Raw genomic sequence first — 23,705 nt, 5'->3', positions numbered from 1 at the left:
TACCTGAGTATAGGTTGTAACCCTGACGGTACTGGTCTGCTTATCACGGACCAGTATTGTGAATATCCCCATAGAATCTCTAAGGCAGTGGATTAAGTTAATTATGGACAGAGCTAAATCAACACTCGAACAGTGGCGTACGTTACAGGCGGTCGTCGATTATGGCGGCTACTCCCAAGCGGCAGAAAAATTGAATAAAAGCCAGTCCTCTCTAAATCATGCAGTGGCGAAACTTCAATCACAATTGGGAATCGAACTGCTTGAAGTCAGGGGGCGTAAGGCCTATCTGACCGAGCAGGGTGAGGTGTTATTACGCCGTTCCCGCCACATAACCAAGTCTGTAGCCGATCTTGAGTTGCTCGCAAATAATTTAGAGAACGGTTGGGAGCCTGGCCTGACAATAGCCAGAGAGATTATCTATCCCATGGACAAACTGGTCGATGCATTATCAGCCTTTCAGCCCCAGAGCCGAGGCACACGGATAACGATTATTGACTCCGTTATTACCGGCACCCATGAACTTATCACAGAACAGGCCGTCGATATCGCCATCTCCGGCGGCGTTGCACCCAAGGGCTATCTCAGCGAACCCCTGTGTGAACTGAACTTCTTACTTGTCTGTCACCCGCAACACCCTCTGGCGCGCGAGCCGGAGATCTGTGATGACCTCCTATTAGCCGAACACCTGCAACTGGTCATCAAAGATACGGGCCAGGCATCGAGTACCGACATAGGCTGGCTTAAAGCGGAGCAGAGGTGGACGGTTTCAAATTTTCATGAAGCCTTGGCCATTTTAAATCGTAATATCGGTTTCTGCTGGGTTCCGGAGCATTTAGTCACGTCGCTTATCGACTCAGGTCAGTTATGCCAGCTTACGCTCAGAGGCAGTAGCCATAAAAAGGTGATGATGAGTTTAATTGTGCCGAACCGAGACAGACAAGGTCCGGCAAGTGAACTACTTGAGAAGCTTATATTGGCTCAACATGTCAACGGTAAGAGTTAAAGCAGCGGAGGAGCTCACACTGTAAAGTTCAAAGAGTGAGAAGCTTTCTCTTGCGGCAGGTATTTATCGAGTATGGTATTGCTGAGGTAACGTTCTACTTCATTACTGCTGTTTGCTAATTCGAAGGCAGAGTCGGCCTGAACCTTTAACTGACCGTTTATGGTATCTATGGTGTCACTGACGACATTATCCTCTTCGGGCTGAACTCTTCTGACGGCTCCGGTTTCATCGACCTCGCCCCCTATAGTCATCTCAGGTGGCTCAGGCGGGGGGAGACCATCTATGATGGCCTGCGCGTCAATCATTGGGGCCATCTCTTCAATTGTCAGGACTTCACCCTGCCTCTTTTCGGAAAGTTCCGATTGGGCCTGATTCATTTTTCTTATCGCATCGGCCGCCACTCTGATATCGGCCATAGACGGGTTAGCCGGTGCCATGGCTGCCGCGTACACTTTCCGCATCTTATTTATCGTTGCCTGTGGGTCCCCGGGTACAATGGAGATATCTATTGAGACTTCACCATCGACGGCATATCTTTTACCATCGCTGCCTCGCTCATAGCTAAATTGCGGACTTTGCGCTAAGCTGCCTCCGACAGCAGAATGAGCCTGCTCATGTGCCTTCACCTCTGCATCCCTTCTTGCCAGCTCGTCCAGTACCTGTTGCTCCAGCACGTTATCGACGTTATCGTTTTGTTCTGCAAACGCCTGCTCACTCACACGTGAAGGCTTAAATATCGAAACCGGCTCCGATTCATCTCCGCTGTCTGATTCATTGGCAAAAATATTTTGTGGGAGGCTGTCGGGTTTAGCCGCCCCCCTGTCGCTCGTATCCGGGATAAGCGGCTCCTCCCGAGATTCCGGTTTATTGGCCGCCTTTGAGAATATCTTATCGAATACCGAACTCGTCTCAGGCTCCTGCGAAACGTAGGGAGTCAATACGGGCTCATTGAAACCCGATGTGGAGGCTGTGTTACGGCTATTGATCAAGCCGGTAACCGTTAAAGGCCCCTGAGTAAGGCTAAATGTTGGCGGGGATAAGTTTTCACTGAGATTCAAACCATCGACAGCAAGCTCATGTGTATCACTCTGGGGGGGAGAGATAGTAGTAGCTTTAGCCGTGAGAACTGCGGTACTGGTCACCGGCGCTAAGGTATTAGGCGCAATCGAAATCGATTCAGATACCGAGGGGATTTTGCTTGAACTGTCAGGTTTGGCGTGACTGGTTTTGTTGTTTACAGGCCCGGCAACAACGACTGAACCGGCGGATGACTCTATCGCCGGCGCACTCTTTAATCCGGCACGGGGTGCCGCAGGCACAGCAGGTAATGAAGTTTCCTGTCTGCGCCGTATATCAGGCGAAGTGGTAACGCCTAACATGGTGTCTACACCTCAAGGTCAATGATCGTGCCGATGGTCTCCGAAGATGTTTCTAATACTTCTACAGCGGCTTCACCCTGGTTCTGCGCCTCAACTGCTGATACTAATGCCTGAGTCTTATCTACATTCTCAACGGGCCGGCTGGCATCGGCTTCTAAATTCGCCTCGGTCTGAGGCTGCGCAGGTTTTGCCACATCTACAGTAGCCTGGGTCAATCCCGACTGCGCTTTTTGTAATCCAGATAGACCGGAGGATAAACTGGAAGGTATTTCCATAACGATAGCTCCAAAAAACTCGTTCTTATGGTCAATTATTAACCATCGCGTACGAGAAGTACAGTTTCTCTCGTCTCTGCCTGCAATAAACAGCGCGTATTCAGCCTCCCCTTCTGACCCAAGCCGCCTCCCAATCTTTCCATACAGGGTTAAGTCCACGAGCCCTGATGGCTTCACTCACCTGCTGAGCAGTTCTCTCGTCGCTGATATCAAACTGATTCAACGAGCTATTTGGTTTTACATAGCCCCCCGGCTGCGTCGAACTGCCGGCACTGAGGTTAGTGATCCCAAGAGTTAAGAGATTATCACGCAGCGCCGAGGATTCTCTGGTAGATAAGCTTACTTCAAGCTGCTCATTAAACAGCCGGAAGGCACATATCATCTGCACCAGCCCTCTATCAGACAGCTCCACTCTGGGGGATATCCCGCCGGTGCAGGGCCTCAATCTGGGCAGTGAAACACTGTAACGGGAACGCCAGTATCGAGACTCCAGGTAGGAAAGGTGATGACCCAATAACAGAGCATCTAGGCGCCAATCGTCCAGCCCCAACAAGACTCCTATGCCGATTTTATCTACACCGGCTCTTGCCAGCCTCTCCGGTGTCTCCAGTCGATAAGCAAAATCTTGCTTTTTGCCTCTGGTGTGATGTTCGGCATAGATTGTCGGATTATATGTCTCCTGATAGATCATCACCGCATCCAAACCCAGCGAAACCAACTCTCGATACTCTGCTTCCTTGAGCGGTTGAACTTCCATAGCCAGATAACTGAACTCTTGTTTAACTACAGGCACAACAGTTTTGAAGTAATCTATGCCGACCTTAGTTTCATGTTCGCCTGAAACCAGCAGTATGGAGTCATACCCCGTTTGCTTTATCACCGCCATCTCGGCATTGAGCTGTTCCAGGGTCAGCGTCTCTCTCTTGAGCTTATTACTCATGCTGAAACCGCAATAGTCACACTCATTGGCACATAGATTAGAGAGATAAAGAGGCAGATACATGCCTATGTTTGCACCAAACCTCTGCCTGGTCAGCGCCGCGGAACGCTGAGCCATCTGTTCAATAAACGGCTCTGCAGCAGGAGAGAGTAACGCCAGCAAGCTGTCCAGAGAGCCAGCGGGCCCATTGAGTGCTTTCTCTACATCGCGGGGGCCACAGGAGTAGAGTCTGAGCTTCAGCGCCTCCCGATCCAATCCTTGCAGATACGTTAAGAAGCTCATCGTCCCCCTCCGTTTACCGGCTGCAATGTCATCCTCTTAGTCATTAAGAAACCCCGTTAGCGGACTCGTGTGCTCCGCGCGTTCACTGACACGGCCTAAGCCTGCAAGATAGGCCTCTCTGCCTGTTTTAACAGCTTGGGAGAAACAGCGTGCCATAGAGACAGGATCCTGACTGCTGGCAATAGCGGTATTAACCAATACAGCATCTGCCCCCAACTCCATGGCATGGGTTGCCTGGGAGGGGGTTCCTATTCCCGCATCAACCACTACCGGAACCTGTGCCTGCTCGATGATCATCTTGAGAAAGGTCTCGGTAGCTATCCCCTGGTTAGAGCCAATCGGACTCGCCAGCGGCATGACGGCGGCACAGCCCACCTCCTCCAGGCGTCGACACAATACCGGATCGGCGTGTACATAGGGCAACACCACGTATCCTTTATCACACAGGCGTTTAGCTGCCTCTAAGGTCTCTACCGGATCGGGCATCAGATACTTAGGATCCGGATGGATCTCAAGCTTTATCCAGTTAGTGTTCAACACCTCTTTTGCCAATTCAGCCGCAAATACCGCTTCCCTGGCATCCCTGGCTCCGGAAGTATTGGGAAGTAACTTTATACCGCTTCTCAGTAATGGTTGCAGGATATCATCGCTGCCGCCGCTCAGATCTAAGCGCTTCATCGCCATCGTCACCAGTTGTGATTGTGATGATGCTATCGCCTCTAACATCCTTGTCGAACTTGAAAATTTACCTGTGCCGGTAAACAACCTCGAGTTAAACTCATTGTCTGCAATTTTTAACATATTAACCTCCCGCCACTACAGCAAATATTTCAAACTCATCCCCCTGTATACAGAGCCTTTTACTCCACTCACTCTTAGTGATAACTCTGGCGTTACAGACTACCGCTACCGAATTGACGGCTATATTTCGGCTATGTAAAAGCTGCTCTATGGTTAGATCTTTTTCGAGGTTTACCCTTTCATCATTGATTGAGACTTTGATGGTCTCGTCCTCTGTTTCACTCATCTCTCTAGCCATGTTCATTGCAAACCTCCTTATATTTCGAAAAGCAAACCGGGCATTGTGGGGAACGGGTCAGCGATGCTTCGCGCCACTTCAGGTTTATCCCGTCGAAGCGTAATAACTTACCGGTAAATTGACCTATATCCAGGAGACAGTTGATAGCAACAAGCGCCTGCATGGAGGCCATAACTGAGACCATAGGACCTACAACCCCCACATTGCGGCAGGTTTGAGATTCCACTGACTCCACAGGAAACAGGCACTGGTAACAACCTGAGTCAGGAGCTGCGCTAAGATCTGTTACAAGAAGCTGACCTTGAAAATGTGCAACAGAGGCGGTGATCAGAGGGATCTGCATATCGACGCATTGACGGTTAATCAGCCGGCGAGAATTGAAATTATCCGTACAGTCGATAACGACATCTGCCGCCTCAATAACGTTGCATGGGTTATCCTGTCCAAACCTGGTTGTGACCGATGATATCGCACAGTGCCGATACGCCATTGCCAACTTATCTCTTGCAACCAAAGATTTATACTCGCCGATATCACAGTCGTTAAACAGCAGTTGTCTGGGGAGATTAGACAGCTCTACCCTGTCATGATCGATGAGGGTTAACTCTCCGACTCCGGCAGCGGCCAGCTGATGGCTGACCTGACTCCCCAGACCGCCTACACCTATGATGACGGCGTGGCTGGCAGACAGTGTTTTCTGCCCCTCCATCCCCACCTCATCCAGTAAGATCTGCCTTGAATATCGCATAAAGTCCGAATCATTCACCCCTCACTCTCCCACGCATCGACAAGTGAACGATAGGCCGCGATCGGATCGTCTGCTTCAGTCACCGCACGAACCACGGCGATATCATCGACCCGGGTTTGCTTCACGGCGGCAATTCGGTTTAGATCGATCCCGCCGATGGCAACCAGAGGATATTGCCCTTTTAACAGAGCCACATAATGACTCAACTTGTTGAGCCCCTGAGGCTGAGATGGCATCACCTTAGTGGTTGTCGCAAATATGTGGCCGAGTGCGATGTAGGAGGGGCTCAATTGAGCTGCGAATAACAACTCGAAGAAGCTATGACTCGATACCCCGAGCGCAATGCCGGCACGCGCAATTTTTGGCAGATCGGCCTGATAGAGATCCTCCTGTCCCAGATGCACACCGAATGCCCGGTGCTTAATTGCCAGCTCCCAATGGTCATTGATAAAGACATGAGCGTGATAATCCCGGCCTAACCGGACTGCCTCGATGATCTTCGCTTCGAGTCCGGGGTCCTCTCTATCCTTTACCCTCAGTTGAACCGTCTTGGCTCCGGCCTCTAACAGGGCCTGCAGCAGTGAAAGCTCGGTCACGACCGGGTAGACCCCGAGCCGTTCATCCAGGGTCTTGAACTTGAGTTTCTCTGCAAATGGATCGTTGCTATTAAGCTCAGAGATATACGCAAACTCATTGAGCTTGTGCGGCCAACCTGTACGAGCAAGCGGACCGGGCCCCTTACCCGGGCGATGGCTCTGCTTTATCCCCGCAGAGACATAGGCCTTAGCGACCATAATGGCATCATGCAACACGAAGCCACTGGCCATGACGCTGGCGATCGCCGAACTCAAGGTACAGCCACTACCATGGGTATCGCAGCTATCCACTCTCGGGCTCGATAGCAGGAAGCTTTTGTGCTGATGAACCCAAGAGCTGCCATCAGCCTCTGCGCAGACAAATAGATCCCGCGCCGTTTCAGCCTCCCAGACAGCCCCTCTGTCTCCCCCTTTTGCCAACACGCTACAGTCAAGGGTGTCTGCAAGGGATTTAGCTGCATCGTGACAGTCGCTCAGATCAGTGAGGCCACGCCCGGCAAATTCAGTCAACTCGGCCGCATTAGGCGTGATAAGTGTAATAACTCCCCTGAACGGCAGAAAATCGAGCCGGTTTCCTCCCCGCTTACCATCGCCGAAACGTACGCCACAAGTGGCAACCATGACGGGGTCCAGAATGACGCAGACAACATTGCCGCTTCGGGCCTGATACTCGCGCAATGCACTGCCAAGCCAAGTAGCGAGTGTGTTTATCTGCTTTTGATCCACCAGCAAGCCAATCTTAATCACTCTTGGCGGCAGATCGTTAAGCAATGCATCGAGCTGAGCCAGCAGCATCCTTTCTGACACAGGTTCAACCAAGGTTACGCTCACCGAGTTTTGTGCGGTTATGCAGGTGATGGCGCTACAGCCATGGCAGCCAAGATCGTGTATTGTTGCAAGATCGGCCTGTATCCCGGCGCCCCCTCCGCTATCCGACCCGGCAATAGTCCAAACGACAGGCTTTAAAACCGGCGATGCAGGCATTGAAGGAGTCATGGCCTAGTCCTCTATTTCTGCAATCTCAGTATCATTCACCAGCGCGCCACTCTCATGATAGAGCGCCGCCCCCTTTGCCTTAAACTCTGCAGACATCTGAGCCATACCCGACTGTTTTATGTTCATCGCCTTGAACGCTTCATCGGTTTGTAATTTTACCTCCTGAGTCGCGGCATACTCCCTGACCTCCTGGCTTATCTTCATAGAACAAAATTTTGGTCCGCACATAGAACAGAAATGAGCGACCTTAGCCGACTCCTGAGGAAGTGACTCATCGTGATATGCACTGGCGGTTTCGGGATCCAGACCTAAGTTATATTGGTCTTCCCAACGAAACTCAAACCTTGCCTTGGAGAGCGCGTTATCGCGGATCTGTGCCGTCGGATGCCCTTTCGCGACATCACCGGCGTGAGCGGCAATCTTATAGGCTATCAACCCCTGTTTAACATCTTCCTTGTTCGGTAAGCCTAAATGCTCTTTAGGGGTGACATAACAGAGCATGGCACAGCCGTACCAGGCTATCATGGCGGCACCGATTCCCGAGGTAAAATGGTCATAACCCGGAGCGATATCGGTAGTTTGCGGACCTAAGGTATAAAACGGTGCCTCATCGCATAGCTCAAGTTGCTTATCCATATTCTCCTTAATCAGATTCATGGGAATATGGCCGGGTCCCTCGATGATCGTTTGCACATCATATTCCCAGGCGATCTTAACCAGCTCCCCTAAGGTTTCGAGTTCGGAAAATTGTGCTTCATCGTTGGCATCCGCGATAGAGCCCGGACGCATACCATCGCCCAGTGACAGTGACACATCATAGGCGGCGCAGAGTTCACAGATATCCCTGAAGTGTTCGTAGAGGAAATTTTCCCTGTGGTGTGACAGACACCACTTAGCCATGATCGAGCCCCCCCGAGAGACGATTCCGGTTAAGCGTTTAGCCGTCATTGGCACATAACGGAGCAACACACCAGCATGAATGGTGAAGTAATCCACCCCTTGCTCAGCCTGCTCCAGCAGCGTATCTCTGAAGATCTCCCAGGTGAGATCTTCTGCAACACCGTTGACCTTCTCAAGCGCCTGATAGATAGGAACCGTACCGATAGGAACGGGAGAGTTTCGGATGATCCATTCACGGGTTTCATGGATATATCTTCCGGTAGAGAGGTCCATCACGGTATCTGCTCCCCACCTCGTCGACCAGACAAGTTTCTCCACCTCCTCCTCGATCGATGAGGTCACCGCCGAATTACCGATATTAGCATTGACCTTAACCAGAAAGTTACGACCGATTATCATAGGTTCGGCTTCGGGGTGATTGATATTAAGCGGAATAATGGCACGTCCACGTGCCACCTCCTGTCGGACAAACTCAGGGGTAATGGGCTCAGCTATCGAAGCCCCGAAACTTTCTCCCTCTGCCTTTTGAGTTAAGCGCTCATCATTCACCTCGCTCAATGCCATATTCTCTCTGATAGCGATATACTCCATCTCAGGAGTGATAATCCCTTTCCTGGCATAATGTAGCTGAGTAACACACCGGCCTTTTTTAGCCTTTCGGGGCGAAAGTAGCGAGTCGAAGCGTAGGTGATCCAACCCATAATCGGCTAACCTCTGCTGAGTAAATCCGGAACTGGCAACGGAGAGTTGCTCGGTATCGTTTCGTTCATCGATCCATCTCTGTCTCAACTTATTCAATCCTTTTCTGACATCAATATCGGCATCAGGATCTGAATAGGGACCGGCACAATCGTAAACTTTCAATGGGGGATTAGCTTCAAAGACAGGCTCGGAGCCTGAGGTGCCGATCGCAGTATCGGATTGATAAATTTGACGCATTCCCACCCGAATATCGTCGCGGCTCCCCACAAGGTAAACTTTTTCAGAATTGGGATGTTGCAGCGGTTTAAGATTATCAATAAATTGTTGAGCCTGAGCCCGGGTTTCACGACGTGTTGACATAAGCAATCTCACTTTTAAAAAGAATGAAGTTGCTTGTCTGGAGAGTTGAATAGCTGGCACATCCACAAAGACGATGAAGATGCATCGGATAATTACTGTTTTAACTCTGCTGAGATGAAAGTCTCGGGCAAAGTTCTGAATCTGAACGGCTAAAAAAACATATTTGAACACAACGCTGTGGTACAGCTGTACTCTGCAATATAAATCAATAGCACGAATTCAAGCTAATTATCATGCTTGTTTCCTTCGCGGGTATTAACCCGATCAGGTTCAACGGATCCCGAATAAACGGTCTCAGCCAATAGGCACTCCGACAAGATGCCAAGAAGTATAGACTCAATGCCTGAAGATTAACAAGAGATTTATTTTTTATTCGCTCGAGATACCGTGGTAAACAACGACTCCATTATCGAGCCAATTAAAACAGGTAGATAACGTAAAAACATACCCATATTTACTGGTCATCTCAAGCCTGACTATGGATTATAACCACCATCTGAAAGTCTGTTTATCACTCAACCGATATTCAAATATTACTGGTTTACACTCAATTTCCCCGAAGCTTAACTTAGCCAATTTGTCTAATTTTATATGAAAATAGTGATAATCTGATTTTGTTCTACAGGGCGTGATTCGTATATCTCTATAGCAAGCGAGATCAAATCATGTGCGGAAAACCGCCCTCAAAAACAAGCGTACACATGTACGCTCAACTGTAGTTTTTTGAGCTAAATGCTGGTACACTCGTCTCAATTGGTCTTACCAGAAGTTGATTTTTTTATGCCTGCACAGGAACTATATTCCAGCCCCTCACCGTCGATATGCGTCAATTCAAGCGGTTATACAAAGAGCGAAGAAGCGGCCAACAGTATAAGTCATGCCTTAGGTATCGTTGCCGGGATCATAGGCCTTATATTATCCCTCTTCAAAGGAGCGGCTTCATTAACCCCCATTCAACTAACCGGAGTAGTGATCTACTGTACCAGCATTATATTGCTCTTTACCTGTTCGACCCTATACCACACAGTCTCAGACCCAATTTTGAAAAATAGACTTAAAATCGCCGATCATAGTGCCATCTACCTGTTAATCGCAGGCACCTATACACCTCTTATGTTGATCACTCTGGGAGGAGTTCAGGCACAGGTAATCCTGACTGCAATCTGGTCTCTGGCACTGGGTGGAGTGCTTTTTAAAACTCTTTTTATCCATCGTTTTAAGAGATTAAGCGTCGGTCTTTATCTGATGATGGGATGGTTATGCATGACGGTCATCACCGATCTGATTGAGGCCATGTCTGAGGAGGGGTTTCAGTTATTGCTCACCGGTGGCCTGTTTTACAGTCTGGGGGTCATCTTCTATGTGGGTAAGAAGATCCCCTATAATCACGCCATTTGGCATCTATTTGTTCTAGGTGGAGCGCTAAGCCATTTTCTTTGCATCTACCTGACAGTCATCTGAATTTAACTGGTTTATTCATCTCATCAACATGGACGTTGAGAAAGGTAGCAGGCAAAGACTTCAACGTCTCATTTCAACCTGCCGTAGCTACTGCTCACAAGCTCGTTAAAATTAGCTCAAGCCCTCTTAACAACTGGCGCTACTCCCCCGTTCAATTGCAATCACGTGCACCTCACACATACAGCGTTCTCAAAGGCCTTAGCCGAAATCATCTGATGCAAACCAAACACTATTAACTCTAATTAGACCCAGGTTTATCTTCTCATACGGATCTTTTCTTTTTCCTCCCCTTATCGATTGAAAAGATAACCACTTTATCTATTTTCCATTCAATTGTATCAACAATAAAAACACACCAAACCTGGTAACAAATAAATCACAACTGCATTTACAACCCTGGACAAAGTTGATAACAAACATAATTACATTATTTGACATGACACTGCTTTTTTAGACTTTAAATATAAACAAGAAGAAAACAACTATTGACCTCCACATTAAGATAAACATATTATCAATTAAATGTATCAAGTTGTAACGGTGATAATCGTGTTTATCTAATTTAACTTACGTTGTTACTCAAAACTGGAATTAAGTTTGATTCTGACTGAGCAATACTTATTTAAAAAGTTAATGCCTTATATTTTATCCAGATAAAGCGGATAAAATACAACAACATAGATAGCCACTTTAACTGCCAGCACAGTTAAACGTCTTGTATCAATGATTAAATAGATAATTTAAAACATTAAGCCTTATACCATACGGCATAAGGTTAACTCGAGTTCGCCATAAGCAATTAAACAAATGACAAATAAAAACGCGAGATATCAAGATTGTTATTCACAGTTAAGTCATCTCAAGTAACTTAATTAGAAATTTCTCATCAGTTATTTATTACTGTGAGTCTTTTATATTACTAATGATAAATATATTGGATTGAAATATGCCTTCTACACCAGCTTTCTATTCATTACCATCACAGCATATAAAGAGTAAATTAAATAGCCTCTATTGTGTTGCCATTGCCGGGTTAGCCTTATTAGGCTCATCCCCTGCTAATGCGGTTAATGAGTATGAAATCACACGAAATGAAGTAGAAACTAATTGGTCAGGTTATATCAATGTGGGTTTTACCAGAAACTCCTATGACTCTGATACATTTAGTGCCTATCAGGCCTATAACTTCAGCAGCCGCGTCAGTTATAAATCTGACTGGGGCTCCTTATTGCTGACCGTAGGTGGCGAAAAGCAGACCCTTCACGGTAAAGAATCGAGTTTCTACGATCCTCTGCTGGAGTACCGTACGCCTTTTCATGTGTTCTCTGACACCCTGTTTCTCAGAGGTAGTGTCGGTGTTTACCTGCCGGGTAACCACTACACCAAGCTCGATAGATTACAGTATGCGCCCCGTGTTGCCGGTTACCTCTATTGGACACCCACCGACTCGATGAGTTTCTATCTATCACCTCGTTATCGCTATAACGCCTATCAGTATAAGACTGCTGGCCAGAGAGTATTGATAGAACACCAGTTCGATACGCTTCTCGACGCCCAGTGGCAAATTACCGACAGCCTCTATTTCGATGTTAGTGGTCGATATCGCATCTCTAAAAACTACTACGGCAGACGCATGGATGATCAGTTTACTTTCGCTCAGGAGCTAGGCTGGGAGTTCACTCCAGACTGGGTTGTGGCTGTCGGCCATAACAACAGTGGAAAGTTCTACGATCCCGAAATAGGCCCGTCACAAGGGTTTGAGGTCTACGACAAGAAGAGCTCAACCTTCTACTTGTCACTCACAACATATTTATAAGTAAGTCATTTAATCAAGAGGTATAAATGAAGAAGTCAATGCTTTGCTTGGCCATATCAGGAGCCTGGGCTCTGAGCGGCTGTGGCGCGGGAGAGGAACCCTATAAGGAACTTCCCAAAGATGAAAAACAGATCACCACGGCAGACATAGAAAAGGCAGGCGAACGCCAGTATCTCTATATTCGCAGTGTCGGTAAGGCCCCTCGTTACGCCGCATCGATTCGCGGCTTCTCCCAGGGCACCCCGAAACTTGTCACACTACGTAAGACAGAAAATGGTATTCAGGTTCGTCAAATCGACCGTGATGCCATCGGGCTCGAGCACGACTCACGCTACACCGATGAGTACAACGAAGCACCTGTGCTGACCATTCCCGGTAAATATATCGATTATAAATGTACCGAGGACAGATGGCGCGAGTGCATCAATGTCGAAGAGGAAAATACCGACGCCGATCTAAAATGGCAGGATAAGAACTACTTCGTTCCGGATTTTGCCGAGACAAAAATTGCCGAGCTGGGTATCAACGATCTATTCATGTTCGGCCAATGTGTTACCGAGACCGAAGATCCGCGCTTAGTCAACAGTGGTGACTGGAAAGGCTATGAGATGGATCTGGCCAAGGGTGTCATCAACTTCGAAATTGAGCACACCTATCAAGCCGAGCCCCGGTGTCTCAATAAGTTTTATAACGGCAGCCTGGATAACCTCTCCTTTACGAGCACAGAATATATCTCTATCGTAGCCATCGATGAACTGGCGAGTAAGGATTATCAACCAATCCCCTACAGCCCGAATGAAAATGGCACCTACGGCTTCTTCACATCGGATCACAGTTACCGTGATGCGACAGACAGTGCAGGCGTAGATGGTTATGTTCGTACCTACATGAACCGTGTAGATCCGGCAAAGAAAACCTTAACTTACTACATGAGCAATAACTTCTTCCTGCCGAAGAACAAACCATATCTGGATGCAGCACATCAGACGATCACTGCACTGAATATCCAAAACAAGCTTTACAAGACCGGCTTCCCTGAACTGGTAATCGAACAAGCTCACGATAAACGTCACGGTGACCTGCGCTACAGCAACATTACGCTTTTCGACGAGCCCCTTGATAACGGTTTAGCCGGCTATGGTCCCTCGGCTGCTAACCCGGCTACAGGTGAAATTGTCAGTGCCCGGGTAAACCAGTACAGCTCTAACCTCAAACAGGGTGCGGTTCGCTACTACCGTCAGGTGCGCCTGGACTACAATCGCGGTAAGTTAGATGCGACAACGGCAACCGAACTCACCGGTGTTCCATACACATCGACGGCAACTGCCGAAGCGGTCAACGTTACCGGCACGGCTGTCGATAGCGCAGAGTTTGCCAAGCCTGATACCGTGTTAGCGGTTTCGGCTATCACACTGCCACAACTACCGGTCGACAGCACGTTCGAGAATCTGGTCGAATTTGATGCCGATACACAGGCATTTTGGTCAGAGAACAGCATGATGCACATGGATACGGTCTTTGCCGATGGTGGTAAAAACCGTGAATTGCCAAGAGGCGTCAAAGATCACGAGATCGACTGGAAGAATCCATCGTTATGGGTCGACGGCAACATAGGTGGTGAGCTTATTGCCTTCGAGGAGATGCCTATCTCTTTACAGGATGAGTTAACGACAAAGCTGGCAGCCCAGGCTTTCGCCGGGACGTTAAGCCACGAACTTGGCCATACCTTCGGTTTGAGACATAACTTCTCGGGAAGTACCGATGCGGCTAACACCTTCAGTGAAACAGAGCTCGATGCACTCCATGACGCGTTTAGCGCTGCAGGCTACCCCAACCTGACGGCCAAGGCAGAGTTCTCCAGTCAGATGGACTATAACGTCAACCGTTTTGCCACCATGTTACAGCCCTACGATCTTGCCGCACTTCGTTTCGGTTATGCCCGTGAGGTCGAGCTAAAGGCGGGATCTGAAAACGGTCTCAAGTTTGTATCGTTAAAAGAGGAAGATGAGAAACGTCGTCAGGAGCTTATGGACGGCAATGTCAACGGTGATACCCGTTTCGGAGCTTTATACAACATAGCTCAGCAGCACGACCTGCGCAGTTACTCATTCTGTACAGATGGTCACGTATCTCTGAACAGTAACTGTAACCGCGGTGATGCCGGCGAAAACCTTAATGACATCGCCCAGTTCTATATCGATAAGTATAACGATAGCTATGAAACCACGAACCTGAGACATAACCGTCAGACCCTGTTCGAAGATCATACTATCAGCTATGCCGTCGGCCGTAAGCGTCGTTTCGATGAGATTCGTCAGTTTGTCGAAGATATCAGTAGCCTGGAAAATATTTTCGGACTGCCTGAAAACTACTTCGTCGAGCCATGTAAAGATGACTCGGCAACGGCTTGGTACTGCAACAATCAACGAGCCCTGAACGACGCCGCTGACTTCTTCCTGACTCTGGCAGGTGAAAATGATGCCAGCGTCGAAGTCACCTTCAAGATGGCCGATGATGGCTCAGTTGCCATGAGAAAATCATACAACTTCGCCGAACTTCTGGCTCAGTATCGCTTCAAGAGTGGCGATATGAAGGCGCAGCTCGAACCCGGTGAAGTGATCAGTAAATTCTCTGACTCACCCGAGGCCCTTAAGGAGCTGATCCTTAACTATGCAATCAACCCAAGCTTCCATGACAAGCTGGATATGGATGTGGTCTTCTCAGGACGACTGCTTAACGGTATCAAGGTGCCGGCATCGTCACCAAACCACCCCTATGTCAACGAGCGTGATGTGTTGGGCGTATGGCCGGACAAACTGCTTGCCGTTCGCGCGCTGGTTTCCCGCACGACCGCTCGTAGCACAACCGGCCGTGGTTATAAGGCACTGGTTGACCTTCCAGAGGTCGGCGATAACTTCAAAGATATGCTATGTAAGATGGTAATGGGCGATGGTCCCGGGCTAACAAGCGGCGGCACAGCGCTGTTCGCCGAGTCTTGTGGTGCAAGCGGAAAACTCGATGAGTTGCTACCTAACTATGTCGACTTTGCCACTCAGAGTATCGAGCCTCTGCCTAACTACGATCGCATGGTATCCCGTTACTTTGGTTTCGATACCGTCAACGGTCAGCCTAAGGGTAAGAGCAACCTGCTTGAGATGATGTTACGTCAGGTGGTTCTAGCCTCGGTAGACAGTGACTATAAAGGCGAGCAAAAAGCGAGAGTATGGCGCGAATATGTAGGTATCCACCTGGCTGGCCCGGCGCTTGATACTCAGGCACAGATCTCGCTCAATGGTCGTATCTATGTCGCTACAGCCGAAAATACCCTGGCGAAGAATCTGATCGCACGTATTGAGAGTGTCGAAGCCTTCATACAAAACAACCCGGGATCGATGGACGTTGAACTTTCATCGGGTACGGTTGGCGAGCTGTTGAATGGTCAGCTTGAACGAGACCGTTTGACCCTTACCTATCTGCCGGTGCTTGATTGAGCAAAGATGGGTAAAGTTAAATAGTTGAATAAAATCCATGTCGCCGGAGAGTCTCTCTCCGGCGACATTTTTTTATGAGTTCCCTCTCCTGTCATCCTTTCATCGAGCTTGATTCACGGAGAGAAATAACTGCTCCAGATTTTCCGCTTCGGCATACCGCTCATTGAGCAGACACAGGCTTATGATGCACTCTAATGTGCACAAGCCTCCCTCTACCTGATTACGCCTCAACTTAAAACGGGACTGAAGATCGGGAAGTGCAAATTTATTCGCCTGCTGCAGATAGGGGCTCTGGCGGATCATCTTCCTCGCCTCCTGCCAGGTCGCATCTATAATGATCAGCGTCTCGGGTAACTCGGTAAGGTAACTGCCTGAAACTATTGTCTCATTACTGTTGGCATCTTCACTCACACCTGATTGGCAGGTCACTGCAGGATATAAAACCGCCGTACTGCTTTGCTGCAGCAACTCAAGAACAGTTTCATCGGGACTGACCCTTGACCAGATTATCCGCCGACACCACTGAGGGTAAGCTTTCAATGCCACGGATCCGGTATTGGTTGGCCGTTCGACCTCTCTTTCATGGGTTAGCAGGATCACGTTCATCGATATATCTTTATTTGCGGTACTAAGTGCGGAGTATTCATTATCTAACGATTAAGCATCTATGTTCAAATTTATCGAAGTTAGATGTGGAACAGGGTTGCTCATTCGGATAACATGATGAGAACGATTACCATTTGCGACAATACCAGACTCACCTGATTATGCTGCTACCTTTTACCGGGCTATTCTCACACCTGCAATTTAAACTGTTCGGATACTTTGCCGTATCACTGTTGGCGATCCTTCTCATTGCGACCGCCATTGAAGATGTTGTGTTGAACCGGCTGCTGACACTACCGGAATCGACTCAACAACACCTACAGAAATTGGCCAACGAAGCCGGTCAACTCATCGATAAAAATGATATCGCCGGACTTGCACAGTGGGAGGAACAACAAGCTTTCACTCTCTATATTCTCGATAACGAACAAAATTCGGTCAGCCTGAGAGAGATGCACCCCCATTTTGTATTCAAGTTGCAGTATACCAGGCAGCTACAGCAGCCTATGGGGGATCGTGTCAGAAAGCCTTTGATCGGCATCCCTTTGCCATCAAGCATCAAGCCTGAATCCCCATTGACTCTGGTGGTTCAATTAAATGCCGATCTTCACCCTGCACAACAACTCAGCACCAGCCTATGGTTGATCAGAACCTTAGTTGGCATCACTGTGCTGATACTGTTCTCATCCCTGCTTGGCCGCTACCTCATTCGGCCACTGACCCACCTGCAACAGGGTACAAAGGCACTGGCCAGTGGCAAGTTAACCACGCGGATCGCCCATCACTTTTCGGTCAAAGAACCTGAGTTTTACCATCTGGCGACAGAGTTTGACCATATGGCCGAGCAGCTGCAAAACAGCATGCAAAATCAGGAAAGGCTATTAAGGGATGTATCCCACGAACTAAGAACTCCCCTTGCCAGACAAGAGATAGCCCTGCATCTGCTGGAGAAGCAGGCAACGACGGAGCAACTCCCGCTGATAAACAGGTTCAAAGATCAGAATGTGCAGATGGCCAAGTTGATCAACAGTATCTTAAATTACAGTCGACTCAATAATGCCTATCTGGCACTTAACCCCACAAGCTTTACTTTAAGCTCCCTGAGAGAGAAGATATTGAGAGATATTCAGTTTGAGGCCAAAGCGGAACAGGAGATCCTGTGGCTTGAGTCGGGGGAGGAGCACTCCCTACACACTGATTCCAGCTACCTTATCAGTGCCATCGAGAATGTGCTTCGAAACGCGCTCAAATATGCAGGGCATAACTGCAAAGTAGTGGTTGAGTCTCAGGTGTCTGAAAACCGATTGACACTGGACATTTCAGATGATGGGCCGGGCATTCAGGAAGGTGAACTCATCACCCTGTTTAACCCCTTTACCAGATTGGATGAGGCGCGACACTCGAGCCAAGGCGGTTACGGCTTAGGTCTCGCCATAGTAAAGCAAAGCATAAAATTATTGGGAGGCGAGGTCACAGCCCGAAATGGCAGCGATGGCGGCCTATCCATAACCATGGCGATCCCCCTTACACTAAAATGCCCGCTATCAGACAACCGATAACGGGCAGTTCAGGTTAAAACAGCAGATCGATATTCAAGATCTATCGATATTTTCTGACCTTCTTAAGGGCTATCTGCTGTTTAAGTTTTGAAAGGTGATCGGTAAATACTACGCCTTGCAGGTGATCCATCTCATGCTGTATGACAATGGCTAAGAAGGTATCGCTTTCTATCTCGAATGGCTCACCGTTACGGTCAAGGGCGCTGATCTTAATTTTTTCGTTTCTGGCAACCTTGGCTCTGTAACCCGGGATTGAAAGACAGCCCTCCTCTCCGACGAACTCCCCTTCTGCTTCAATAATCTCTGGGTTAATAAGCACTTGAGGCTGATTTCTCTCAGGCGACAGATCGATGACTAAGATGGCATGAACACTGCCAACCTGAGTCGCGGCCAGACCAATTCCATCTTCGGTGTCGTACATAGTATCGAGCAGGTCGTCAATAACGCCTTGTACCGATTCGATATCCTTAACGGGCTGAGCTTTTCTTTTTAAACGTTCATCGGGAATTGTCAGAATATCCAGTACAGCCATTTCAAGATCACATGTTGAGAAAAAATTGGCGTCATTATGACCTAATTATCATTAAAGGCAACTATTCAAACAATTATTTAACCCGATAGTGGCTATCGGTATTTTCTCTTTTCACACTTTTATAACCTCTAGCTCAGCTATTAAAAACAGTTTCTCCCCATGAACTCACCCTGTTGACTTGTATTCCCCAATACTAATCGATAGTATAAATCAAATTGCATACAATATATCAAGCTTACTATGTCACGAGTAAAACGCACACCTCTGCCCGGAACCTTCTTCGTTGCCAATACCATGGAGATATTTGAACGCCTTGCCTGGTATGGTTTTTTCACCCTCTCGTCTCTCTATATGACCTCACCGGCACGGCAAGGTGGTTTAGGCTTCACGGATCAGGAGCGTGGCTTACTGCAGGGTATGATCCCCTTTTTCCTCTACCTCTTTCCCGTGTTAACCGGCGCGTTAGCCGACCGATATGGGTACCGAAAGATGTTTTTAATCGCCTACCTCATCATGAGTCCCTGTTACTTCTTTCTCGGACAGGTCGATTCTTTCGCCGGTTTCTTTATCGCCTTCATGGGCGTAGCCCTTGGCGCAGCCTGTTTTAAACCGGTTGTTACCGGTACAATTGCCCGCACGACCGATGAAACCAACCGCGGGCTGGGTTTCGGTATTTTTTATATGATGGTGAATATCGGCGGTTTTCTCGGTCCATTCATCGCCGGCTACGTACGCGCGATCAGTTGGGACTGGGTGTTCATCATGTCTTCGTTCTGGATAGCGGTTAACTTTATTCCTGCTCTGCTGTTCTATAAGGAGCCAACCGATCGCAAGAGACAGGCAGGAAAGCCACTGAGTGCAGTATTTACCGATATTCAACAAGTACTGGGTAACATCCGTTTTGCTATCCTTTTTTTTGGTACCTTAGTTATCCTGATGTCATATGGTGCCAAATGGATATCCGGAGAAACGACATTAATTATCTACTTTGCCTGGTTTAGCGGGCATCTATTGTGGAACCTGGCTGCGACTTCAGATTTTAAGCAGCCATGGTACCGACAAAAAATTAGTCTGGGTAATAAACCCTTCGTTATCTACCTGCTTATCCTCTCAGGATTCTGGATGGTGTACCAACAGATATTTATTACCCTCCCTATCTTCATCCGCGACTTTGTAGACACATCAGATCTTTTGAGCATGCTGTCACAATATCCGGCATTATTAAATTTCTTAGCGCCTGTCGATATCCACACTCTGCAGAGTGAGCTCATCAGGCTCGCACAGGCCCATGCAATCAATGAATTAGACATAGATCAGGCTTATTTCGAGTTGGTGCACGCTAAGGTGATGGTTCCTGTTAATGAATTAAGCATTGGGTTAGCGTCCATTGCACAAGACCCCTCCAGTGCCGTTAAGTTCGCTCAAAACTACCAGGCACAACACCGACAGATAAACCCCGAGTATTTGATTGGACTTAACTTTCTCTCCATTGTTCTGCTTCAGGTGATGATCAGCCGCTTTATCGAACGCTTTCAAGCGCTACCTGTGTTAGTTGCAGGTACCGTCATCATATCATTGGGGACCGCACTGGGTGGCATTGCCCATGGTGTGATCATGGGAGGCTTTATGGTGTTGACCTCTATTCTGGTCTTCTCCGTCGGCGAGATGGTTGCATCTCCCAAGAGCCAGGAGTATGTGGCCAGCTTTGCACCAGACGAGAAGAAGGCCATGTTTATGGGCTATTACTTTGTCTCCTCCGCCATCGGATTTTTACTCGCAGGCCCGCTATCGGGTTATCTCTATGGAGAGGTGGCCAGGAGCGCCCATCGACCCGACCTCATGTGGTACATCATAGGCTGTTTCGGTTTAATTACCGCCTTTGGCCTGGTGATGTTTCATAAGTGCGCTGTAACGCCATCGAAAGAGGCTGAGTTGCAGCAAGGGACAGCAGAGGCGGTATGATATGCTCTTTGGGACACTGACAGCCCTAACACTCTGTCGATGCCGCAGTCAGAGTCCGCCCTCAGCTCCATCCCTTCGCTCAAATATTGAGTCATCAAAACTGGGACTGAATTGCAAAGCTCCAGTTTGTCTCCTCTTCATTCATCCCCTCATATCGAACAGACTCATACCGATACTGTATCTCCCATGACCAACGCTCGGTCAATCGATAACCTGTTGAGAGCCATCCATGAGTTTCATAACGTTCACTGCCATCTATGGCAGCACTACTCTTCGCCACCAGGGCGTTATACCACCTGTCGCTCCAGGGTTTAAGAATCGTAACACTGGCCTGTGCAGTCAAGCTGTCGTTATCGGGATAATCTCTCACACTCAGGTAGTTTGCGCCTAACTCGGTAAATACAGAGGTTTCCATCCAGCCACTGAATTCACTGATAATACCCAGTTGATATTGGTAGTGGTTAAAACGGCCTATCTCGGTGTCCGTTTTACCATGCTTAATTGACGCGCTAACATTCCAGTTGCTTAACTGAGTCTGCGGCGAATAGAGATACGCCAGATGCCATTTATCTCCGCCAAAGTTTGAGCTTATTTCAATCTTCTGACTATCACCTCCAAGGCGACCAGCCACTTTCAGAACATCGGCATCGAAGCCCGCTCCCAGGGTCGTGGTTAGATTTAACGGATCGGCAATGTGACGAGAACCTTGAGCATAAGTGCTGCAGGAGAGCATGATAAATATAAGGGTTAAGGGAAGCCCTGCTTTATGAATAAAATACATTTGTAACACCGACAAAAATGTCATTATCACCGTCAACGCTAAGCCTTTCAAGGCGTTTTACCTTCTATTACAGCAACTTAAACATGTAACAACATGAAAAGCAAAACAAGAACAAAGGTATCGAACAGTATCACATCCAGGCTTATACTCTGGTCTGTCTCTCTCTTTGAGGATAAGATGTAACAGCCGAAAAATGAGAACGGGAGCAGTGGTGACAGATCAAAAGAGATTCTCACCCATGGAAAAAATTTGGTTTATTGTCAGCATGATTCCCCATGGCAGGGTCAGCTCGTACGGCAAAATTGCCGACCTGGCCGGTTTACCAGGAAGGGCCCGTTATGTCTCCAAAGCACTCAAATCAGCACCTGATATAATGGCGCTTCCCTGGTATAGAGTTATCAACAGTCAGGGTCGGATCTCTTTTGATGAACACTCGCAGCCCTACCGAGAGCAGATGGAGCATTTAAGGAATGAAGGGGTTGTGGTCAATCGTGGAAAAATACGTTTGCAAGAGTATGAGTGGCAACCCGATATAGCGACTCTGGTATTACAACTCCCGTTTTAATCAGGCTGGTTTGATAATTATCCCGACTCACTGCACCAACTATTTATCACAAAGAAGATAATTTTATTCGATACCGGCTCGGTATGACCTACTCTTGATAAGCTTCAATGAACCGAAGCCCAATAATCTTGTCGAATATCAAGATGAGAAAAATATTGCTATGCTCATAACTGGAAGAGTATCTGAAACTATCTTTCCTAAGGAGATTTCATTGTCTATCGGTAAACGACTTGTATTGGCAACGAATTTATTATGCTTTAGCTTTTTCCTAAGCGCTGAGCCCGGACCATTGACACCCCACACGGCTGAATATCAGGTTAATTACGGCAGCATAGAGCTGGGAAAAGCCAGATACCAGCTACCAGAAGCCGAGGGGAATCTTTATCAATATCGATTCGATAGTGATGTCAGCCTGTTGGTACTCTCCGACAGAAGAAATATTGTCAGTGATTTTACCCTCAATGACCAACAACTCACCCCCATGCGCTATACCCATAACCGCAAAGGGACCGGTCCAAGTTATCAGGAGCAGGCCGCCTTCGCTAAGGGGCAAGAGGTCGTTCATAGCCGTTATAAAGATGAGAGAGCAAAACTGCCATACACAGATATCCTCTATGACCCTTTAATGGTGCAGTTACAGTTCAGACTCGATTTAGCTAAAGGCAAGAAAGAACTACACTACGTCATGGTAAAAAGTGGTGAGCTCGATGAGTATGGCTTCAGGGTGGTCGGAAAAGAGAGGATGAATATCGAAAGCGGCAGCTATGAAACCGTTAAGATAGAGGTGGTCAGAGACAATAATAAGAGACAGACATTCTTCTGGATGGCACCGGATCTCGGTTATCTTCCGATCCGTCTGACTCACTTTGAAAAGGGAAGTAAACAGCTCGATATAAAACTGCTTAATTATAAGTTTTATCAAGAGACACAGACGGTCAATGCAGAACCATTGAGCTCTGAGGTAGTAACACCGCTTTAGACAAGCTGTTTTCTCAGCATCTTACAAGGGGCTCACTTTGCTTGAGCCCCTTGTATTTAGTTTCGCTCTCAAATCAGTTTGCAACTCAGATCGCAACTCTGAAAGGGGACAGCACAGCCTTCATCACCCCCTTCTCAACGACAGGATCCCTGTGCATTATTGCTTCAGCCGCCGACTCTGATTCAACCTCGAGTATTACGATCCCAAAAGTGCTTTTATCCTGTGTCAGTGTGCGTCCAGCCATTAATACAACTTCATTCTCTTTCAGACCTTTCAGATAGTTAAAATGGTCATCGAGAATCAGCGACTCCCTTGCATCTGCTCCCTCGGATAACATCTCGACTCTGGTAGGGAAGAGTTGATAAATAAATTGCTTCATAGAATAACCCCTTGTAGTTAGAAGGGCCCAAGTGCGATAACCCGCCATAAATTGCTGATAAACTGATACTAAATCTACTCATCGATATGAGGTAGCAAATCATCTAATCTATTCAGCATCTTTCACCAGCTCAAATTCTGCAGGCCAAAGGAAAAGGGTATGACAGCGGTTACCGTTATCAAACGATCTCGAAATTTGTACACACTCATACTCGATCGACTCAAGGATAAAGCAGTCACCTAACATGGCCGACACCTCTTTGTACTGCTCTTTGTCGTAGCTAACCTCGGGCAACTGAAGCAGTCTAACCCGATCCCCCACGGCAACGTCATTTCCCCACATATCTTTCATGAC

21 protein-coding genes and 1 riboswitch are annotated in these 23,705 nt (G+C 47.9%); of the genes, 8 read left to right on the top strand and 13 right to left on the bottom strand.

Annotated elements, in window-relative coordinates:
• The first annotated feature begins 103 nt into the window (after positions 1-103).
• Positions 104-1,003: a LysR family transcriptional regulator gene (locus Q1B47_RS13425; protein ID WP_299794569.1), complete on the top strand. Its 900-nt coding sequence runs from the start codon at positions 104-106 to the stop codon at positions 1,001-1,003.
• Positions 1,004-1,017: 14 nt separating this feature from the next.
• On the opposite strand, the gene Q1B47_RS13420 is transcribed toward Q1B47_RS13425, so the two are convergent.
• The 8 genes from Q1B47_RS13420 to thiC form a co-directional block, all read right to left on the bottom strand.
• Complete coding sequence (locus Q1B47_RS13420) at positions 1,018-2,382, bottom strand: putative metalloprotease CJM1_0395 family protein (RefSeq protein ID WP_299794566.1); 1,365 nt, start codon at positions 2,380-2,382, stop codon at positions 1,018-1,020.
• 5 nt (positions 2,383-2,387) lie between these two features.
• Positions 2,388-2,657 (bottom strand): chemotaxis protein, encoded by a 270-nt coding sequence (locus tag Q1B47_RS13415; RefSeq protein ID WP_299794565.1) that lies wholly within the window; start codon positions 2,655-2,657, stop codon positions 2,388-2,390.
• A gap of 100 nt (positions 2,658-2,757) precedes the next feature.
• Positions 2,758-3,879 (bottom strand): 2-iminoacetate synthase ThiH, encoded by a 1,122-nt coding sequence (gene thiH, locus Q1B47_RS13410; RefSeq protein ID WP_299794562.1) that lies wholly within the window; start codon positions 3,877-3,879, stop codon positions 2,758-2,760.
• A gap of 36 nt (positions 3,880-3,915) precedes the next feature.
• Positions 3,916-4,680 (bottom strand): thiazole synthase, encoded by a 765-nt coding sequence (locus Q1B47_RS13405; RefSeq protein WP_299794560.1) that lies wholly within the window; start codon positions 4,678-4,680, stop codon positions 3,916-3,918.
• Position 4,681: 1 nt separating this feature from the next.
• On the bottom strand, positions 4,682-4,924 hold the full coding sequence (gene thiS, locus Q1B47_RS13400) for a sulfur carrier protein ThiS (protein ID WP_299794557.1): 243 nt from the start codon (positions 4,922-4,924) through the stop codon (positions 4,682-4,684).
• Positions 4,911-5,684: a HesA/MoeB/ThiF family protein gene (locus Q1B47_RS13395; protein ID WP_299794555.1), complete on the bottom strand. Its 774-nt coding sequence runs from the start codon at positions 5,682-5,684 to the stop codon at positions 4,911-4,913. The genes thiS and Q1B47_RS13395 overlap by 14 nt, the downstream gene beginning before the upstream one ends.
• Entirely contained in the window at positions 5,681-7,258 is a 1,578-nt protein-coding gene (gene thiE / locus Q1B47_RS13390; protein WP_299794552.1) for a thiamine phosphate synthase, read from the bottom strand. The genes Q1B47_RS13395 and thiE overlap by 4 nt, the downstream gene beginning before the upstream one ends.
• 3 nt (positions 7,259-7,261) lie before the next feature.
• Positions 7,262-9,220 (bottom strand): phosphomethylpyrimidine synthase ThiC, encoded by a 1,959-nt coding sequence (gene thiC / locus Q1B47_RS13385; RefSeq protein WP_299794549.1) that lies wholly within the window; start codon positions 9,218-9,220, stop codon positions 7,262-7,264.
• 224 nt (positions 9,221-9,444) lie between these two features.
• Positions 9,445-9,543, bottom strand: a riboswitch (TPP riboswitch).
• A gap of 457 nt (positions 9,544-10,000) precedes the next feature.
• Between thiC and Q1B47_RS13380 the strand changes: the two genes are divergently transcribed.
• The 3 genes from Q1B47_RS13380 to Q1B47_RS13370 all read left to right on the top strand — a co-directional run bounded on the left by Q1B47_RS13380 (position 10,001) and on the right by Q1B47_RS13370 (position 15,988).
• Positions 10,001-10,681, top strand: coding sequence for a hemolysin III family protein (locus tag Q1B47_RS13380; protein WP_299794546.1), 681 nt, complete (start codon positions 10,001-10,003; stop codon positions 10,679-10,681).
• Positions 10,682-11,627: 946 nt separating this feature from the next.
• Positions 11,628-12,497 carry a hypothetical protein gene (locus Q1B47_RS13375; RefSeq protein ID WP_299794543.1) on the top strand — a complete coding sequence of 290 codons (870 nt, stop codon included), beginning with the start codon at positions 11,628-11,630 and terminating at the stop codon, positions 12,495-12,497.
• Positions 12,498-12,523: 26 nt separating this feature from the next.
• Positions 12,524-15,988 carry a zinc-dependent metalloprotease gene (locus Q1B47_RS13370; RefSeq protein ID WP_299794540.1) on the top strand — a complete coding sequence of 1,155 codons (3,465 nt, stop codon included), beginning with the start codon at positions 12,524-12,526 and terminating at the stop codon, positions 15,986-15,988.
• A gap of 99 nt (positions 15,989-16,087) precedes the next feature.
• Here Q1B47_RS13370 and Q1B47_RS13365 read toward each other — a convergent pair whose 3' ends face one another.
• Positions 16,088-16,594, bottom strand: a complete 507-nt coding sequence (locus tag Q1B47_RS13365) for a tRNA-uridine aminocarboxypropyltransferase (RefSeq protein WP_299794537.1) — start codon at positions 16,592-16,594, stop codon at positions 16,088-16,090.
• 134 nt (positions 16,595-16,728) lie between these two features.
• Here Q1B47_RS13365 and Q1B47_RS13360 point away from each other — a divergent pair, with 134 nt between their 5' ends.
• Positions 16,729-18,153: a histidine kinase sensor domain-containing protein gene (locus tag Q1B47_RS13360; protein ID WP_299794534.1), complete on the top strand. Its 1,425-nt coding sequence runs from the start codon at positions 16,729-16,731 to the stop codon at positions 18,151-18,153.
• Between the two features lie 40 nt (positions 18,154-18,193).
• Here Q1B47_RS13360 and def read toward each other — a convergent pair whose 3' ends face one another.
• The gene (def, locus tag Q1B47_RS13355) at positions 18,194-18,685 is read right to left on the bottom strand and encodes a peptide deformylase (RefSeq protein ID WP_299794531.1); all 492 of its coding nucleotides are present in this window, start codon (positions 18,683-18,685) and stop codon (positions 18,194-18,196) included.
• 240 nt (positions 18,686-18,925) lie between these two features.
• On the opposite strand from def, the gene Q1B47_RS13350 reads away from it, so the two are divergent.
• Positions 18,926-20,647, top strand: coding sequence for an MFS transporter (locus Q1B47_RS13350; protein ID WP_299794528.1), 1,722 nt, complete (start codon positions 18,926-18,928; stop codon positions 20,645-20,647).
• A 94-nt stretch (positions 20,648-20,741) separates the two neighbouring features.
• Here the strand turns inward: Q1B47_RS13350 and Q1B47_RS13345 are convergent, their stop codons facing one another.
• On the bottom strand, positions 20,742-21,428 hold the full coding sequence (locus Q1B47_RS13345) for a hypothetical protein (protein WP_299794525.1): 687 nt from the start codon (positions 21,426-21,428) through the stop codon (positions 20,742-20,744).
• Between the two features lie 193 nt (positions 21,429-21,621).
• Between Q1B47_RS13345 and Q1B47_RS13340 the strand changes: the two genes are divergently transcribed.
• Positions 21,622-21,993: an MGMT family protein gene (locus Q1B47_RS13340; protein ID WP_299794522.1), complete on the top strand. Its 372-nt coding sequence runs from the start codon at positions 21,622-21,624 to the stop codon at positions 21,991-21,993.
• A gap of 211 nt (positions 21,994-22,204) precedes the next feature.
• Entirely contained in the window at positions 22,205-22,972 is a 768-nt protein-coding gene (locus tag Q1B47_RS13335; protein ID WP_299794520.1) for a DUF3108 domain-containing protein, read from the top strand.
• Positions 22,973-23,057: 85 nt separating this feature from the next.
• Here Q1B47_RS13335 and Q1B47_RS13330 read toward each other — a convergent pair whose 3' ends face one another.
• Together Q1B47_RS13330 and Q1B47_RS13325 are read right to left on the bottom strand one after the other, a co-directional pair.
• Positions 23,058-23,351 carry a YciI family protein gene (locus Q1B47_RS13330; RefSeq protein WP_299794517.1) on the bottom strand — a complete coding sequence of 98 codons (294 nt, stop codon included), beginning with the start codon at positions 23,349-23,351 and terminating at the stop codon, positions 23,058-23,060.
• Positions 23,352-23,459: 108 nt separating this feature from the next.
• Positions 23,460-23,702: a hypothetical protein gene (locus Q1B47_RS13325; RefSeq protein ID WP_299794514.1), complete on the bottom strand. Its 243-nt coding sequence runs from the start codon at positions 23,700-23,702 to the stop codon at positions 23,460-23,462.
• Between the last annotated feature and the right edge of the window lie 3 nt (positions 23,703-23,705).

It is taken from the genome of uncultured Shewanella sp. (genome assembly GCF_947501225.1).
Lineage (GTDB): Bacteria > Pseudomonadota > Gammaproteobacteria > Enterobacterales > Shewanellaceae > Shewanella.
This window is presented reverse-complemented; position numbering and strand designations above follow the sequence as displayed.